This window comes from Microbacterium ulmi, from assembly GCF_011759705.1.
Taxonomy (GTDB): domain Bacteria; phylum Actinomycetota; class Actinomycetes; order Actinomycetales; family Microbacteriaceae; genus Microbacterium; species Microbacterium ulmi.
Genome location: NZ_JAAOZF010000002.1, coordinates 304,404 through 320,661, shown reverse-complemented (window position 1 = coordinate 320,661; position 16,258 = coordinate 304,404). Strand labels below are relative to the sequence as shown.

Genomic DNA, 16,258 nt, shown 5'->3' with positions numbered 1-16,258 from the left:
ATCGCCCCGCCCGCGCGGCTCCGCTGTGGAAAGTCGGCGGGTCGGGGCGGCAGGGGTCGGTCAGCCGCCGAGCGCGCGAAGCCAGGTCTTGCGCGCCTCGAGCGCTTCTTCGGCCTTCGTGACGGCGCGCTTGTCGCCCGACCTCTTCGCGACCTCGAGCTCCTGCTCGAGCTTCTCGATCGCGTCGGTCAGCTGACGGGTCATGTCGTTGGCGCGAGCCTTGGTCTCGGGGTTGTTGCGCTTCCAGTCGGCGTCCTCGCGCGTGCGCAGCGCCTGCTCGATCTTGCGCAGATCGTCGTCCAGGGCGCGCTCGGCGTCGCGGGGGAAGATCCGGCCGATCTCGTCCCAGCGACGCTGGATCGCCGTCAGCAGCTGCCGCGCCTTCGCGATCTCGGGCTCGTCGGCGACCGTCTTGGCCTCGTCGAGGAGTGCGCGCTTGTGCACGATCTTCTCGCGCGACTCCTCCGCCTCGGCCGCTTCGCGCTCGCCCCGTGCGCCATAGAGCGCGTCGCCGGCGGCCTTGAAGCGGGCCCACAGGGCGTCGTCGGCCTTCTTTCCGGCACGTCCGGCGGTCTTCCACTCGTCGAGCAGCTCGCGGTAGGCGCCGATTCCGTCCTCGCCCTTGGGCGCGAGCGCCTCGGCCCGCTCCACGAGCTTCGCCTTGCGGTCGCGGACGGCCTTGTGCGCCTCGTCGAGCTCGGCGTAGAACTCGCGACGGTGCTTGTCGACCGTCGCGCGCGCGTCGCGGAAGCGGCGCCACAGCTGCTGGCCCGTCGACTTCGGCAGGCGCGCTCCCGTGCGCTGCTGCGTCTGCCATGCGTCGAAGAGCGCGGACATGTCGGCGGACGCCTGCTTCCACTGGATGCTCTTCGGGTCGCGTGCGGCGATCGCCTCGGCCTTCTCGACGAGCTCGGTGCGAGCCTTGACGGCGTCGTCGACGGCCTCGCGGGCTGCAGCGACCTCGGTCGCCGTCGCCGCAGCGAGCTGCGCCGTCAGCGCGGCGACGCGTGCCTCGAGCGAGGCGAGGTCGCCAACGGCAGCGGCTCCCGTGAGCTTGTCGCGGACGATCCGCGCGGTCGAGCGCAGGTCCGAGGCGGACGCGCCACCGCGACGGTGACGCACCTCGAGGAGGGTGACCTCGCTCGCGAGGTCGGCGTACTTGCGCTCGAAGTACGCGAGCGCCTCTTCGGCCGAGCCGTCGGGGTACTGGCCCACGACGCGCCATTCGGAGCCCTCGCGCACCGAGACGGTGCCGTCCTCGTCGACGCGGCCCCACGGGTCGTCCGAGGATGCCGGGGGAGCGGCGGGCTCTCCGGCTCCGGCAACGGCCGGCTCGGCCTCGGACTCCGTCTCCGCTCCTGCCTCGACATCCTCGGTCGCCGGCTCGTGGCGCGCGGACTCCACCTCGGCCGACGCGTCGCTGATCGCGTCCGCATCGGCGACCTCCGAGGCGTCCAGCGTCGCGGCCTCGGCGACCTCGGCTTCGATCACCTCGGTCTCGGCGATGGTCTCGGCGACGATCCCGGCGGCGGCCTCCGGCGCGCTGGGCTGCTCGGCGGCGGCCTCCGGCGCGCTGGGCTGCTCGGGGGCGGCCTCCGGCTCGCTGGGCTGCTCGGCGGCGAGCTCGGGGTCGACGGGGGTTTCGGGAGTGGACTCTGCTGCGGCAGTCACGGGATGCACCTCATCGCGGCTTGCGCCGCCTGCGGGGGATGGACGGCTCCCCAGCCTAGTACGGCCGCGGCCGCTCGCTCAGGGCGTCGGGGTGGGCGACGGCGTGGCGTCCGGGCTCGGAGGCGTCGGCGTCGGCGACGGCGACGAGGTGGGCGCGGGATCGGGAGCGCCGGGACCCATCGTGAAGTACGCGACCTGTCCGCCCACGACGGCGAGGATGAGCACGCCTCCCGCGACGCCCGCGACGAGATTGTCGCGTCGACGGCGGCGGGCCCGGCCCGCGTGGAATGCCTGACGCGCCTGATAGACGCGCGCACGCTCTCGCGCTTCGCGCGCACCGCGCTCCTTGCCTGCCACGGGACCTCCCTCGCCCCGGGTCCGTCCCGGGCGGGATGATCCTACGCAACGCGCCGAGCGCGGCCAAACCGCGCCGATCCGGCGTCGGAGCCCACGACTAGCCTGGAGGAGTGACCTCTCCCGCCGCTCTCTTCCAAGGGCAGACGCCGCTCGCGGTGCGGATGCGTCCGACCTCTCTCGACGAGGTCGCCGGTCAGTCCCACCTCCTGCGCCCGGGGTCGCCCCTCGTGATGCTCGCGAATCCGGATGCCGCGCAGAGCTCGGCGAGCTCCGTCATCCTGTGGGGCCCGCCCGGCACGGGCAAGACGACCCTCGCGCAGGCGATCGCACGCTCGTCGGGGCGGCGCTTCGTGGAGCTGTCCGCGATCACGGCCGGCGTGCGCGACGTGCGCGAGGTCATGCAGGACGCCCTGACCCAGCGCGACCTGTACGGGCAGTCGACCATCCTGTTCCTCGACGAGATCCACCGCTTCACGAAGGCGCAGCAGGATGCGCTGCTGCCCGGCGTCGAGAACGGCTGGGTCGTGCTCATCGCCGCGACGACCGAGAACCCGTCGTTCTCGGTCGTCTCGCCGCTGCTCTCCCGGTCTCTGCTGCTGACCCTCCAGCCGCTCACGGATGACGACCTCGGCATCCTGGTCGATCGCGCCGTCTCCGATCCGCGCGGCCTCAACGGCGCGGTCGAGCTTCTCCCTGAGGCCCGCGAGGCGCTCATCCGTCTCGCGTCAGGCGACGCGAGGCGTGCCCTGACGGCGCTCGAGGCGGCGGCATCCGTCCCCGCCGGAGACGCGCAGAGCGCCGAGTCTGCGCGTCCCGCCCTCACGGCGGAGGACGTCGCGCAGGCCGTCGACCGCGCGCTGCTGCGCTACGACAGGCAGGGCGACGAGCACTACGACGTCATCAGCGCCTTCATAAAGTCGATTCGCGGATCCGATGCCGATGCCGCGGTGCACTACCTCGCGCGCATGATCGAGGCGGGCGAAGACCCCCGCTTCATCGCGCGGCGCCTCATCATCTCGGCCGCGGAGGACGTCGGGCTCGCAGACCCCGCTGCGCTGCCGCTCGCCATGGCGGCGGCCGATGCCGTTCAGCTCATCGGGATGCCGGAGGGCCGCATCCCGCTCGCCGAGGCGACGATCTACCTCGCCACGACCGCCAAGTCGAACGCCGCGTATCTCGCGATCGACGCGGCGATCGCCGACGTCCGCTCCGGCGGCTTCGGCCGCGTGCCGACGCATCTGCGCGACGCCCACTACCCCGGGGCGAAGCGGCTCGGCCACGGCAAGGGATACGTGTATCCGCACGACACCGACATCGGGGTCGCGACGCAGCAGTACCTCCCGGACGAGCTGCGCGGGCGCCGCTACTACGAGCCGACGAACCACGGGCAGGAGCGCGACGTGCAGGCGCGCCTCGAGAAGATCCGGCGGATCCTCGACGGGAGCTGAGCCGGCCCGATCGGCCACGGGACGACGCGGTGCCCGGCGGTGGGGTGGTCGCAGCGGTGGTGCCCGACGCGTCACGGACGCGCGGCGTCGGCGACGACGGGAACCGCCGCGACGTGGAGCTCGGGGCTCAGCCCCGCCGTCAGCAGCTCGGTTCCGTCCGTTGTGACGGCGACCATCTCCTCGACGATGAAGTTCCCGCGCGGGCGGGGTCCGGTCCGCGCCGACAGGATCGGCTCGATGCTCAGCACCATGCCCTCGCGCAGCACGACCTCCGACGTGAAGACGACGCCCGCCTCGCCGAGCCACGGCAGCTCGTGCACGTCGGCGCCGATGCCGTGGCCGACGATCGTGCTGCCGTTGTGCTCGAGCACGCCGTGGTGGTCGAAGACGCGCATGGCCGCGTCGTAGACGTCGCTCGCGCGCACTCCCGGCCGGACGGCGGCGATCGCCGCCCGGTTGGCCTCGAGGGCGATGTCGAACCACGTCAGGGTCTCGTCGTCGACCGGAGAGAGGACGGCCTGACGTATGAAGTCCGTCACGTAGCCGTGGTAGCTGGCACCGCCGTCGACGAGCACGAGGTCGCCCGGCGCGAGCGGCGTGCGATCATCCGCCACTGCGTTGGAGAGTCCGCGCCGCGCACCCGCCATGATGCCGAAGAACGACTGCTTGCTCGTCGTGACCTCCGCCCCCTGCCGGTACATCTCGGCGCCGATCGCCGTGATGAGGTCTCGCTCGGTCATGCCGGGGCGCAGCGCCTCCCATCCCGCCTCGACCGCCGATGTCGAGATGCGCGCGGCCTCGCGCAGGTACGAGACCTCGTGCGTCGACTTGAGCATGCGCACGGTCTGCGCGAGCGGGGTGATGTCGACGAACTCGACGCCAGGGAGGGCGTCCTGCAGCTCGCGGAACTGGCGCACGTTCATCCCGAGCCGCTGCCCGAACCCCAGCTCGATCCCGACGCGCGCCCGCTCCCCGACCGCATCCGCGATCGCGCGGGCGATGTGGGGGATCGGCGCGACCTGCGGCGAGAACGCCACGACCTCGTCGACCCAGGACGTCGCCGCAGCGTTCCCGACCTCCTGCCCGGAGACGACCACTTTCGCCGGCCGGCCCGGATCCGTGGGCAACACGGCCACGAGCGGGCGGAACTTGGAGACCCACAGCACCGTCAGGTAGCCGCTGAAGTACTGGACGTTCTCCTCCTGGGTGAACAGCGCGGCATCGATGCCCTCGGCGATCATGAGCGCGCGCAGCCGCGCGTACCGCGCGGCGTAGTCGCTGCTCGGGAACGCCGCCCCCGGAGGCGCGTCGACCGTGCGGCCGGCGTCGCGCGGACCGAGCGGCTGGATGCGGTCGAGCGCCCGATCGAAGTCGTAAGCGTCCTCCGCGAAGGCGATCATGCGCGCACCACGAGGTCGCGGCTGAGCTCGTCGCTGAGGACCCGCACGCCGTCGGAGGTGACGACCGCGTTGTCCTCGACGTTGAAGAACGGCAGGCGCACACCGCTCGGATGCTCGATCGAGCACTCGAAGGCGAACACCATGCCCTCTTCGAAGAGGATGTCGTCGTCGGGACCGATGCCGGCGAGAGCGGGCTGCTTCGCGCGGGGGATGATGTTGGGCCCGATGTAGAACTCCATGCCCAGCGAATGCCCGACGAACGGCGCTCCGCCGAGAGCCCCGATGCGGAAGCCGGTGGCTTCGACCCAGTCGGTCGCCTCTCGGACGACCGCGTCGATCGACACGCCCGGCTTGATGAGGGTGTCGAGGAGGTCGTTCACGCCGCGGCGGACGGCGTACGCCTCGGACTCGAGCCGCGTCGGCCCACGACCCAGGAAGAGGCCCCGATTGACGTCGGAGTGGTACCTGCCGACGACCGCGGAGATGTCGAAGTGGACCCATCCCGGCTCGACGGGTGTGTCCACCGGCATCGTGCTGAACAGCTGGGAGGAGCCGTCTCCCTCGCCCATGACCTCGGCGAGGTACGACGACTCCGCGCCCTCCTCGAGCTGATAGCGCATGATGCGATGCGACAGCTCGGTCGCCGTCATCCCGAGCTCCACCTCCTCCATGACGCGGTTGAGGGCGCGCGCGCTCGCCGAGACGGCACGCGCCGTGCGCTCGATCTCCAGCGGCGACTTGATCGACACGAGCCGGCGCATGAGCGCCGTGGAGTCGACGAGCTCGACACCGAGATCGCCCTCGAGCCGGCGGCGCAGCTCGAGGAACTTCACGGGGTTGATGCCGGTGGCGCTGTCGGGCCCCCACTCGATGCCGACCCGCATGCCCGCGCCGATGCCGTAGTCGGAGAGGATCGACGCGAGCTCCAGCTCGGAGTCGAAGTGCTCGAAGCTCGCGTTGCACGTCGTGTCGTAGCCGACGTCGTCGCTGTCGAAGGGACCGAACCGCTGGCCGTAGACGTCGGCGTCCTTCGTGATGACGACCATCGACTGCGGCACGATCGCGGGGGTGTTCTGGAAGAACACGGCGAAGAAGCGCGTGCCGGAGAGGTAGTACACGTTGACGTTCCGCGAGACGACCAGCGCATCGAGCCCCTCGATCTCCATGAGGCGGCGGGCACGCGCGACCCGATGCTCGTGCTCCTCGAGGGGATGCTCCGGGAACTTCGGCGGGTGCGGGCGGGTGAGGGAGAGGCGGGACATGTGCGCTCAGAGTCCTTCCGGGTGATCGATCGGTGCGTCGGCGAGGTCGTAGAGATAGGAGACGATGGAACGCGAATAGTCGAGCATTCCGCGGATGGTCGCGTACTCGTTGGGGGAGTGCTGTCCTCCACCGTGCCCGAGGCCGCCCATGCAGACGCCGATCCCGAGCTCGTCTGTGAACAGGTAGAGAGGGGCGGCCCCCGCCACGAGCGGCCAGGGCTCGACCTGCGCGCCCGCGGCCTCGTAGGCGCGCAGCATGGGCGCGTTGGCGAGGTCGGTGAGGCGGCTCTTGCCTGCGGGATAGCCGGAGCGTACCCGGATGTCGACCAGATCCTGGAAGCCGAGCTTCGCGATGTGGTCGCGCAGGCTCTTCTGGACTCCCGCGACCGTCATGCCTGGAGCGAGTCGGATGTCGATCTTGGCGCGCGCCTCGTGCGGCAGCATCGTCTTCATGTTGTCGCCCGCATCGCCGGCGGCCAGCCCGTCGATGTTGAGGCTCGGCTGGAAGAGGAACCGCCGCATGAGCTCCGCACCGGAGGCGTCGTGCTTGAAGCGCGCGACGTCGTAGCCGGTCAGCTGCGTGGCCGGGTCGAACGTGTCGTCGAGCCGGCGCAGCAGCTCGAGGTCGACCTCGTCGGGTGGGGCGACCTCGTCGTAGATGCCGTCGATCGTGATGAGGGTCTGATCGGGGCTCATCATGCTCGACAGCAGGTCGGCGAGGACCCACGCCGGGTTGTGGAACCACCCCGCGTTCATGCCGTGGATGCCGGCGGAGCGCGGTGCTCCCCAGTCGCCCCCGCGCACCGTGAGGTCGAAGAAGGCCATGCCCTTCGTGCCGAGGTACATCAGCACCTTGTCGTTGCGGTCCTGCGAGTAGAACGGGAACAGCGCGGCGTCGGCCGCCAGCTCCTCGAGATGCGCGGGGACGAATCCATGCAGCGACACGCTGCCGAGCTCCTCCTCGCCCTCGACGAGGAAGACGAGGTTCACGGGAAGGGTGCCCGTCCGATCGCGGAGCGTCCTGACCGTCGAGACGAGGTTCGCAAGGGGCCCCTTGGAGTTCATGACGCCGCGGCTGACGATGCACGGCCCGAACCCCGGCAGGTCTACCTCGTCGCCCGAGAACGGGTCGACGAGCCACTCCTCGCCGTCGACGGGCTGCACGTCGTACATGCCGTACACGAGCAGCGTGCGAGGCGCTCCGACGTCGACGCGCCCCAGCACGATGGGGTGCCCGTCGGTCGGCTCGATCCGCGCCTCGCCATCGAGGTCGTCGACGATGGCGGAGCGCACCAGCTCGGCCATCTCGGGGATCCCTTCGCCCGTGCCGCTCACGGAGGGCTGCCGGAGCCATCGCCGGAGAAGGGCGAGATGCTCGTCGAAGTCCTCTTCCATCCAGGCGTGGGCCGATGCGACGAGCGAGGCGACCGAAGTCGATGGGCTAGACATGTATCCATCCGATCTGGGTGGCGATGACGAGCACGGCGAGGCTGCCGAGCCCGAGGACGAGGGCGACTCCGTCGACGGCGCGGAACGGCGTCGCACGCAGGCGGGTGCGTGCACCGCCGAACGAGAAGTCCATGCCGCGCGCCTGGTAGACGACCGACATGAGGTCGACCCACTTCAGGAACACGACGAACAGAGGGTTCATCAGGGTGCGCCAGGCGGCGATGCGGGCCCGTGGTCCGCCGGCATCCATCTCCATCCCGCGCGCACGCTGGGCGTTGTACACGATGCCGAGTCCGTCGGCGACCATCGGGATGCAGCGCAGCGAGGTCGCGATGACCTGCGCGATCGCATGCGGCACACCCACCTTCGTGAGCGAGTAGGTGAGGTCGCCGAGGCGCGTCGTCCGCAGGAGCAGCACCACCCCGAGCAGTGAGCTCAGGACGAAGAAGCTCTTGGCGATCCCGAACCCGAGGGACAGGTCGGTGATGTGCAGGAACGGCGGCAGGGTGAAGAACTCGCGCTGCTCGAGGCCGGCGAACGGAGGCGGGAAGACGAGATTTCCCACGATGATCAAGCACGTGATGACGAGGAAGAACGGCCAGCGCTGCCGGAAGTCGTCGCGCAGGTCGACACCACCGACGAGAGCCAGCAGGAGCAGGACGGCGAAGACCGCCAGCATGCAGAAGAACGGCACCCGGGCCGACGACAGGAGCACGCCCGAGACGATCACCGCCACCAGCATGAAGAGCTTCGTGAGGGGGTTCAGCCGGTGAAGGAACCCGTTCCCGGGCTGGTACGACAGCAGCGACTCGGCCAGCTGGAGCAGTCGGATCACGACGCGGCCCTCGCGTCCTGAGCGCGCGCCGCCCAGATGCGCTCGGCGAGGTCGCGCGGAGAGCGCACCGCCGTGCGCGAGAACGAGCCCGGGCCCAGGATGCGGTCCGAGAGCTCCACGAGCGGGGGAGGCACGAGGGCCGCACCGCGCATCACGGCGTCGTCGGCGAGGACATCGGCCGGCGTGCCGTCGGCGACGAGCCGGCCGGAGGACAGCACGACCATGCGCCGTGCGTGGGCGAGCGCGACCGACATGTCGTGGGTGATCATGACGACCGTGACCCCCGACGCGTTGAGCTCGCCCACCAGCCGCATGAGCTCGGCCAGGCCGTGCTCGTCCTGGCCGGTCGTGGGCTCGTCGAGCAGCAGCAGCTGCGGATCGAGGGCGAGGACGGCGGCGACCGCCACGCGCTGGCGATAGCCCATGCTCAGGAGGTCGGGATCGCGGTGGCGCATGCCGACGAGGCCCGTGCGAGCAAGCGCGGAGTCGACGGCAGCGCGCGTGCGGTCGGCGTCCCATCCCATGCAGTGCGGGCCGAACGCCACCTCCGCCTCGACGGTGTCGCGGAAGAGCTGGTGGTTGGGGTTCTGGAAGATGAAGCCGACGGTCTGGGCGATCTGCGCGACCGTGAGCGCCGCGACATCCCGTCCTCCCAGCAGGACACGGCCGCTGCGGGGTCGCAGAAGTCCGCTGATCTGACCGAGGAGAGTCGACTTGCCCGCCCCGTTTCGGCCGGCCAGCACGACGAACTCGCCGGCCGAGACATCGAACGTGACGCCGTCGAGCACGACGCGGCCGCGGCGCGTGTAGGAGAAGGCGACGTCGTCGAATCGCAGCACCGACGAGGTCTGGCTCGGGGGCGGAGGCTCGGCCGGCACGATCGAGAGCGTCGTCGCCGCGGGCGGGATCTCGCGGAGGAGGCCGGCCTCGTCGACCGGCACCTGTCCGCCCCAGTGCCACCTGCCCGCCGAGATCGACGCCAGCCGATGCGCGACCTCAGTGGCGAGGGGAGGCCGGATGCCGAGGCGCTCGACGAGCTCCGCCTGCTCGAGCAGCCCCCGCGGCGCGCCGTCGTACACGACGCGCCCGCCCTCGAGCGCCACGACGCGGTCCACGAGACCCGCGAGGGCGTCGAGCTCCCGGCCGATGATGAAGATCGTGCGTCCACGCCGGGCGGCGACGGCGGCGATCGTCTCGTATACGTGCTGCGTGCCCTCGGGGTCGAGGTTGGCCGTGGGGTCGTCGAACACGAGCACGCTGGGCTCGCGGGCCAGCGCCGCTGCGATCGCGACGCGCTGCTTCTGGCCGCCGCTGAGCCGCGCGGGGGAGGCGAGCTCGAGTCCGCTCAGACCGCACTCGTCGATGGCGCTCTGCACGCGTCGCTGCATCTCGTCGCGCGGCACTCGGGCCGCCTCGAGCGACATGGCCACCTCGTCCTCGACGGTGAGAGTGAACAGCTGCACCTCGGGATCCTGGAAGACGACGGCGACCTGGTCGGCCATCTGCGCGACGGGCGTGGTCAGAGACGGGAGCTCCCCGACCGTGAGCGAGCCTCGCGTCTCTCCCGCGATGAGCTGGGGCACGACGCCGTTCAGAGCGAGTGCGAGCGTGGACTTCCCCGATCCGCTCGGCCCCGTCAGCAGCACGATGCTGCCCTCGGGGATCTCGAGGTCTACGCCGTCGACGACCCAGTCGTCCGTGCCCTCGTAGCGGAAGCCGAAGCCCTCGAACCGGATCATTCGGCGCCTCTCCCGTCCGCCGCTCAGGCCGCGCCGGCGGATGCCGCGGCGACCGGTGTGATGCGGTAGTCGTCAGCCCACGGGTGGCGCAGGAACGGCACCCGATCGACCCATGCGGGAACGGTCATCCGCCCCGTGCGCGGGAGGCGCTTGCGCAGCTGCGGAACGCTGATGATCGCCTCGGTGATGACGACCGCGACGGCGGCCTGCAGGATCGTCGATCCGACGCCCAGGAGCTGCACGGCCCACGGCATCCCGAGGAACTGGTATGCCATCCACATCTCGATGGGCTGGGCCACGATGTAGGCGAGGACGACGCCCACCGACGGGCGCAGCCCGAACCGCGTGGCCAGTCCCGCACCGAAGCCGAGGATCGCGTTGTAGGGGAGCGCCCCGAACCAGCCCCACAGGACGGGGGTGTACAGCGCGCCGAGGAACCCGCCGAGCGCGCCCAGCAGCGCGCCGCACGTGGCGCCCACGAGGATGCCGGAGATCACGTAGAGGTTGATGCTGATGTTGGGACCGATCGGGATGGCGAGCATCGTGAGGATGCAGCCGAGGGCGCCGAGCAGCGCCGTCCAGATGGCCTTCTTGACGTTCATGCCCCGCGCGGCGGTGGGGGCCGCCGTCGCGCGAGCGCGGGAGGTGTTCGACATGGGGGTCAGTCCTTCTCGTGGGTGTCGGATGGAGCGGGTTCTTGCTGCGCCTCGGGTGCGCCGCCGTGGCGGTAGAGCTGCCATCCCTCGGGGCCGACGATGTGCTCGTACAGCTCCTCGCGGGCGGCGGACACGTCGCCGCGCTCGATCACGTCGATGAGACGCTCGTGGTTTCCCGCGATGCTCTCGTCGTCGAAGAAGTACTGCGCGACGGCGAAGTAGCTGCGCAGCTGGATGCCCAGCACGCGCCAGGCGCTCAGCAGCCGCGGGTAGCCGCTGAGCTCGCACATGGTCTCGTGGAACCGCATGTCCAGGTGCGAGATGAGGACCGGGTCGCGGCGCGGCAGCGCGGCGCGGATCTCGGAGACGATGCCGCGGAGGATCACGAGGTGCTGCGGGTCGCCCAGCTCGATCAGCCGCTCGATCGCGACGGGCTCGAGCGCCGCGCGCAGGCGCGCGATCTCCTCGAGGTCGGCGGTCGTGACGCTGACGACGGTCGTGCCCCGATGGGTCTCCGCCTCCACGAGGCCCTCGCCCACCAGCTGCCGGAGAGCCTCTCGCACGGGAGCGCGGCTGACGCCGAGCTGCTCCGAGAGCTCCTGCTCGATGAGGCGGTCGCCGGGGGAGTACTGACCGGAGCTGATGGCATCCCGGATCGCCTTCACGACCTCCTGTTGCATGGACTGGCGGGAGACTCGGGCGAGGCGACTTTGGACCATGTCGATTGTCTACAACATACATGCGCCGGTGTCGAGATCCGAGGCGAGACCTTTTACACACTCGAAACACATGGCCGCGTCGGGCTGCACGCCTTCGTGTCCCCGATCCGGATCGCGCACCTTCCCGGGCGCGGCATCCCGTTCTGATAGACTTGACCGGCTCGAAACCGAGTTTTCGGGCATCCCCTCTCTTCCTCACCTACCTTCCGGCATGCCCCGGCGTGCAGTCCGGAAAGGGCGAAGAGACGGCGATACGTCCGTGAGGCGTGAAAGACACGTCCACGTCATCGGAAGGAACACTTCGTGGCAACGAAGTCCCAGGACCGCCGCAAGGTCCGCCTGTCGCGCGCGCTCGGCGTCGCGCTGACCCCGAAGGCCGCCCGCTACCTCGAGAAGCGTCCCTACGCTCCGGGCGAGCACGGCCGCACCAAGCGCAAGCAGGACAGCGACTACGCCGTCCGCCTTCGCGAGAAGCAGCGTCTGCGCGAGCAGTACGGCATCCGCGAGAAGCAGATGCGCAACACGTTCAACGAGGCCCGCCGCAAGGACGGCCTGACGGGTGAGAACCTCGTCGAGCTGCTCGAGATGCGTCTGGACGCGCTCGTGCTGCGTTCGGGCTTCGCCCGCACGACGGCGCAGGCGCGCCAGCTCGTCGTGCACCGTCACATCCTCGTCGACGGCCAGACGGTCGACCGCCCGTCCTTCCGCGTGAAGCCGGGTCAGCTCATCCACGTCAAGGCTAAGTCCGAGGGCACCGAGCCCTTCCAGGTCGCAGCCGCCGGCGGTCACGCCGACGTCCTGCCCCCGGTGCCGGGCTACCTCGAGGTCGAGCTCGACAAGCTGCAGTCCCGCCTCGTGCGTCGCCCCAAGCGCGCCGAGGTCCCCGTGGTCTGCGACGTCCAGCTGGTCGTCGAGTACTACGCAGCGCGGTAACGCGCTGCGCGAGGAACGGCGCGTCAGCGCCGCGCCTCGACAAGTACAGCGCGGTAACGCGCTGCGCGAGGAACGGCGCGTCAGCGCCGCGCCTCGACTAGTACAGCGCGGTAACGCGCTGCGCAGGCCGCGGCGCGTGAGCGCCGCGACCGAAACAAGCACAGTGCGATGGTCGTTCGACGCTTCGAGAAGCTCAGCGACGGGAGCCGAAGGGCGCCGGGATCATCCCCGGCGCCCTTCGTCGTATCCGATTACGATGGTGGGATGCCGCGTCCGCGGCGAGGAGTGGGTGACATGAAGAATCTGGTGTGGTTCGTGCTCGGCATCGCGGGCGGCTTCATCGCCGCCCACCTGCTCGACAAGGACCCCCGCGGCCACGAGCTCCTCGCCGAGGTCGACGCGCGCATCAGCGAGTTCACCGACCGCATCGGCGACGCGTACCGCGAGCAGGAGGCCCGCTTCTCCGGCATCGTCGACGCCGCCAAGGATGCTGCCGGCGACGTCGTGGACGCCGCGAAGGATGCCGCATCCGATGTCGCCCACGCCGCCGAGGGCGCCGCGAACTAGCTCTCCGACTCACACCTCCGACGTGCCGACCCCGCCTGCGGGGTCGGATCCGCTCGCCCACCCGAGGAACCATACGCATGAAGACCGCTGAGATCGCGCAGCGCTACCTCGACTTCTTCGAGAAGAACGACCACGTCATCGTCCCCTCCGCCTCGCTCGTGAGCGACGATCCGTCGCTGCTTTTCACGGTCGCGGGCATGGTGCCGTTCATCCCGTACCTCAATGGCACGGTCCCGCCGCCGTATCGGCGTGCCGCCGACGTGCAGAAGTGCATCCGCACGAACGACATCGAAGAGGTCGGCAAGACGGCGCGCCACGGCACGTTCTTCCAGATGCTGGGCAACTGGTCGTTCGGCGACTACTTCAAGGAAGGCGCGATCTCGTACGCGTGGGAGCTGCTCACCTCGAGCGAGGCAGACGGCGGCCTCGGCTTCGCCGAGCGCGACCTGTGGGTCACCGTCTACGAGGACGACGACGAGGCCGCTGGTCTCTGGCAGAGGATCGCGGGGCTGCCCGTCGAGCGCATCCAGCGCCTCGGCCGCGAGGACAACTACTGGTCCACGGGCCAGCCGGGACCCGCGGGCCCCTGCTCCGAGATCTACTTCGACCGCGGACCCGCCTACGGCCGCGAGGGCGGCCCCGCCGTCGACGACAGCAGGTTCACCGAGATCTGGAACCTCGTGTTCATGCAGTACGCGATCACGAACGTGCGCTCGAAGATCGACTTCGACATCGTCGGCGAGCTGCCCAACAAGAACATCGACACGGGCATGGGTCTGGAGCGCGTCGCCTTCATCAAGCAGGGCGTCGACAACATGTACGAGACCGACCAGGTGCGCCCCGTGCTCGACCGCGCCGTCGAGCTGTCTGGCCGGACCTATGGTGCCGTGCACGAGGACGACGTCCGCTTCCGGGTCATCGCCGACCACGTCCGCTCGTCGCTCATGCTGCTCTCGGACGGCGTCACGCCGTCGAACGAGGGGCGCGGCTACATCCTGCGCCGTCTCATGCGACGCTCGATCCGCGCCATGCGCCTGCTCGGCGTGGACGGTCCGACGTTCCCCGACCTGTTCACGGCGTCGCGCGACGCCATGAAGGACGCGTACCCCGTCGTCGAGACGGACTGGTCGCGCATCTCGCAGTACGCGATCGCGGAGGAGGAGACGTTCCTGCGCACGCTCGCCTCGGGCTCGACGATCCTCGATCTCGCCGTCTCGCAGACGAAGGATGCCGGGGGCTCGTCGATCGCGGGCGAGGAGGCGTTCCTCCTTCACGACACGTACGGCTTCCCGATCGACCTCACGCTCGAGGTGGCCGAGGAGGCCGGCCTCACGGTCGACCGCGCCGCGTTCGACCGGCTCATGCACGAGCAGCGGGCTCGCGCGAAGGCCGACGCGAAGTCGCGCAAGCGCGCGATCGCCGACCTGAGCGTGTACAGCCGCTATCGTGCGCAGGGCGAGACGATCTTCACGGGCTACTCCGATCTCGAGACGGAGTCGACAGTGCTCGGCATCCTCGTCGACGGCGTGTCGGTGGATCGCGCGTCGGGGGGTCAGATCGCCGAGGTGATCCTCGCAGAGACCGCGCTGTACGCCGAGTCGGGTGGCCAGGTCGCCGACAAGGGCGTCATCGTCGGCCCGGGCTACGAGCTCGACGTGCTGGACGTGCAGAAGCCCGTCCCGGGTCTTGTGAGCCACACCGTCGAGGTGACCTCGGGAGAGGTCGGCGTCGGGCAGCCGGCGACGACGGTCGTGGATGCCGCGAACCGCCGGGCCGCGCGCCAGGCGCACTCTGCGACGCACCTCGTACATGCGGCGCTGCGCGACACGCTCGGGAAGACCGCGACGCAGGCGGGCTCGCTCAATCGCGCCGGCTACATGCGCTTCGACTTCTCCTGGGGCCAGGCCCTGTCGGATGCGACGAAGTCCGAGATCGAGGAGATCGCGAACAACGCCGTGCGCGACAACCTGGAGGTGACGACGCGCGTCCTCCCGCTCGACGAGGCGAAGGCCGCGGGGGCGATGGCCCTGTTCGGCGAGAAGTACGGCAGCACGGTGCGGATGGTCGACATCGGCGGCCCGTGGTCGCGCGAGCTGTGCGCCGGGACGCATGTCTCCACGAGCGCTGAGATCGGCCTCATCAGCCTCGTCGGCGAGTCGTCGGTCGGCGCGTCGAACCGCCGCGTCGAAGCGCTCGTCGGCCTCGACGCCTTCCGCTCGCTCGCGGCCGAGCGCGCGATCGTCTCGCAGCTCACGTCGAGTCTCAAGACGCCGCGCGACCAGCTCGCGGCCCGCATCGCGGACCTGCAGGCCCAGCTCAAGGCCGCCGAGAAGAAGATCGCGTCGTTCGAGGCGAAATCGCTCGGGGACCGGCTCCCCGCCCTCGTCGGGTCCGCGGCGACCGTGGGCTCGCACCGTGTCATCGCGGAGTCCCTGGGCGCCGCCGCCTCCGCCGACGACGTCCGCTCGCTCGCGCTCCAGGCGCGCGATCGGCTCGGGTCCGATGCCGCGGTCGTGGCGCTCGGCGCGGTCGTGGGGGAGCGTCCCGTCGTCGTCGTGGCGACCAACGACGCGGCCCGAGCTGCCGGTGCGAAGGCGGGCGTCCTCGCGAAGGCCGCTGCCGCAGCCCTCGGCGGAGGCGGAGGCGGTCGCGACGACGTCGCTCAGGGCGGCGGGACGGATGCCGCGGCCCTTCCCGCGGCCCTCGCCGCGGTGACCGCCGCGCTCGGCGGCGCGTGACGGGTTCGTCGTGACAGGTTTCCGCAGGGGAGTGCGCCTGGGCGTCGACGTCGGCCGCGCACGCGTCGGGGTGGCCCGATGCGACCCCGACGGCCTCCTCGCGACTCCCGTGGAGACCGTCGCGCGCGACGACGCCTCGGTCGGGCGGGTCGTCGCCCTCGCGCAGGAGCACGGCGCCTTCGAGCTGCTCGTGGGGCTTCCGCTGAACCTCCGCGGCGAGGACACGGCCTCGACAGTCGACGCGCGAGAGTTCGCTGCGGCGCTGGCCGCGGCATCCGGGCTCGCGGTCCGGCTCGTCGACGAACGTCTGTCCACGGTCTCGGCACACGCCGCTCTGCGTCAGTCGGGGCGATCTCAGCGTTCTTCTCGTAGCATTGTGGATCAGGTCGCCGCCGTGGTGCTGCTGCAGCAGGCGCTCGACCTCGAGAAGAACCAAGGACGGCCACCCGGATCCGCCGTCCTCGCGGAGCAGGAGCCCACCTGA

Annotated in this window: 14 protein-coding genes; 5 read left to right on the top strand and 9 right to left on the bottom strand. The window is 70.6% G+C overall.

Features of this window, described 5'->3' with window-relative positions:
• Positions 1–60 precede the first annotated feature (60 nt).
• Both FHS08_RS14150 and FHS08_RS14145 read right to left on the bottom strand, forming a co-directional pair.
• Positions 61–1,671, bottom strand: coding sequence for a DUF349 domain-containing protein (locus FHS08_RS14150; RefSeq protein ID WP_424960809.1), 1,611 nt, complete (start codon positions 1,669–1,671; stop codon positions 61–63).
• A gap of 78 nt (positions 1,672–1,749) precedes the next feature.
• A complete protein-coding gene (locus tag FHS08_RS14145) occupies positions 1,750–2,028 on the bottom strand; it encodes a dioxygenase (protein WP_167040479.1) in 279 nt (92 codons plus the stop codon).
• 161 nt (positions 2,029–2,189) lie between these two features.
• On the opposite strand from FHS08_RS14145, the gene FHS08_RS14140 reads away from it, so the two are divergent.
• Complete coding sequence (locus FHS08_RS14140; protein WP_167041796.1) at positions 2,190–3,476, top strand: replication-associated recombination protein A; 1,287 nt, start codon at positions 2,190–2,192, stop codon at positions 3,474–3,476.
• A gap of 71 nt (positions 3,477–3,547) precedes the next feature.
• Here FHS08_RS14140 and FHS08_RS14135 read toward each other — a convergent pair whose 3' ends face one another.
• The 7 genes from FHS08_RS14135 to FHS08_RS14105 are packed head-to-tail and all read right to left on the bottom strand — an operon-like array spanning position 3,548 to position 11,497.
• Positions 3,548–4,876 (bottom strand): M24 family metallopeptidase, encoded by a 1,329-nt coding sequence (locus FHS08_RS14135; protein ID WP_167040477.1) that lies wholly within the window; start codon positions 4,874–4,876, stop codon positions 3,548–3,550.
• Complete coding sequence (locus FHS08_RS14130; protein ID WP_167040475.1) at positions 4,873–6,138, bottom strand: M24 family metallopeptidase; 1,266 nt, start codon at positions 6,136–6,138, stop codon at positions 4,873–4,875. Before FHS08_RS14130 ends, FHS08_RS14135 begins: the two co-directional genes overlap by 4 nt.
• Before the next feature lie 6 nt (positions 6,139–6,144).
• Positions 6,145–7,587 (bottom strand): M20/M25/M40 family metallo-hydrolase, encoded by a 1,443-nt coding sequence (locus FHS08_RS14125; protein ID WP_167040473.1) that lies wholly within the window; start codon positions 7,585–7,587, stop codon positions 6,145–6,147.
• On the bottom strand, positions 7,580–8,422 hold the full coding sequence (locus FHS08_RS14120; protein WP_167040471.1) for a CbiQ family ECF transporter T component: 843 nt from the start codon (positions 8,420–8,422) through the stop codon (positions 7,580–7,582). The genes FHS08_RS14125 and FHS08_RS14120 overlap by 8 nt, the downstream gene beginning before the upstream one ends.
• A complete protein-coding gene (locus tag FHS08_RS14115) occupies positions 8,419–10,161 on the bottom strand; it encodes an ABC transporter ATP-binding protein (protein ID WP_167040469.1) in 1,743 nt (580 codons plus the stop codon). Before FHS08_RS14115 ends, FHS08_RS14120 begins: the two co-directional genes overlap by 4 nt.
• A gap of 23 nt (positions 10,162–10,184) precedes the next feature.
• A complete protein-coding gene (locus tag FHS08_RS14110; RefSeq protein WP_167040467.1) occupies positions 10,185–10,817 on the bottom strand; it encodes a hypothetical protein in 633 nt (210 codons plus the stop codon).
• Between the two features lie 5 nt (positions 10,818–10,822).
• Complete coding sequence (locus FHS08_RS14105) at positions 10,823–11,497, bottom strand: GntR family transcriptional regulator (protein ID WP_167040464.1); 675 nt, start codon at positions 11,495–11,497, stop codon at positions 10,823–10,825.
• Positions 11,498–11,839: 342 nt separating this feature from the next.
• On the opposite strand from FHS08_RS14105, the gene rpsD reads away from it, so the two are divergent.
• From rpsD to ruvX, 4 genes are all read left to right on the top strand, one after another.
• Complete coding sequence (gene rpsD / locus FHS08_RS14100) at positions 11,840–12,469, top strand: 30S ribosomal protein S4 (protein ID WP_167040462.1); 630 nt, start codon at positions 11,840–11,842, stop codon at positions 12,467–12,469.
• A gap of 294 nt (positions 12,470–12,763) precedes the next feature.
• On the top strand, positions 12,764–13,036 hold the full coding sequence (locus FHS08_RS14095; protein WP_167040460.1) for an ATPase: 273 nt from the start codon (positions 12,764–12,766) through the stop codon (positions 13,034–13,036).
• 77 nt (positions 13,037–13,113) lie between these two features.
• Complete coding sequence (alaS, locus tag FHS08_RS14090; protein ID WP_167040458.1) at positions 13,114–15,774, top strand: alanine--tRNA ligase; 2,661 nt, start codon at positions 13,114–13,116, stop codon at positions 15,772–15,774.
• 10 nt (positions 15,775–15,784) lie between these two features.
• Complete coding sequence (gene ruvX / locus FHS08_RS14085; RefSeq protein ID WP_167040456.1) at positions 15,785–16,258, top strand: Holliday junction resolvase RuvX; 474 nt, start codon at positions 15,785–15,787, stop codon at positions 16,256–16,258.

Bases quoted from the DNA above. Each gene is read 5' to 3' on its own strand.
- FHS08_RS14140 (WP_167041796.1), top strand. From the start codon at position 2,190: ATGCGTCCGACCTCTCTCGACGAGGTCGCCGGTCAGTCCCACCTCCTG.
- FHS08_RS14135 (WP_167040477.1), bottom strand. From the start codon at position 4,876: ATGATCGCCTTCGCGGAGGACGCTTACGACTTCGATCGGGCGCTCGAC.
- FHS08_RS14130 (WP_167040475.1), bottom strand. From the start codon at position 6,138: ATGTCCCGCCTCTCCCTCACCCGCCCGCACCCGCCGAAGTTCCCGGAG.
- FHS08_RS14125 (WP_167040473.1), bottom strand. From the start codon at position 7,587: ATGTCTAGCCCATCGACTTCGGTCGCCTCGCTCGTCGCATCGGCCCAC.
- FHS08_RS14115 (WP_167040469.1), bottom strand. From the start codon at position 10,161: ATGATCCGGTTCGAGGGCTTCGGCTTCCGCTACGAGGGCACGGACGAC.
- FHS08_RS14110 (WP_167040467.1), bottom strand. From the start codon at position 10,817: ATGTCGAACACCTCCCGCGCTCGCGCGACGGCGGCCCCCACCGCCGCG.
- FHS08_RS14105 (WP_167040464.1), bottom strand. From the start codon at position 11,497: ATGCAACAGGAGGTCGTGAAGGCGATCCGGGATGCCATCAGCTCCGGT.
- FHS08_RS14095 (WP_167040460.1), top strand. From the start codon at position 12,764: ATGAAGAATCTGGTGTGGTTCGTGCTCGGCATCGCGGGCGGCTTCATC.
- alaS (WP_167040458.1), top strand. From the start codon at position 13,114: ATGAAGACCGCTGAGATCGCGCAGCGCTACCTCGACTTCTTCGAGAAG.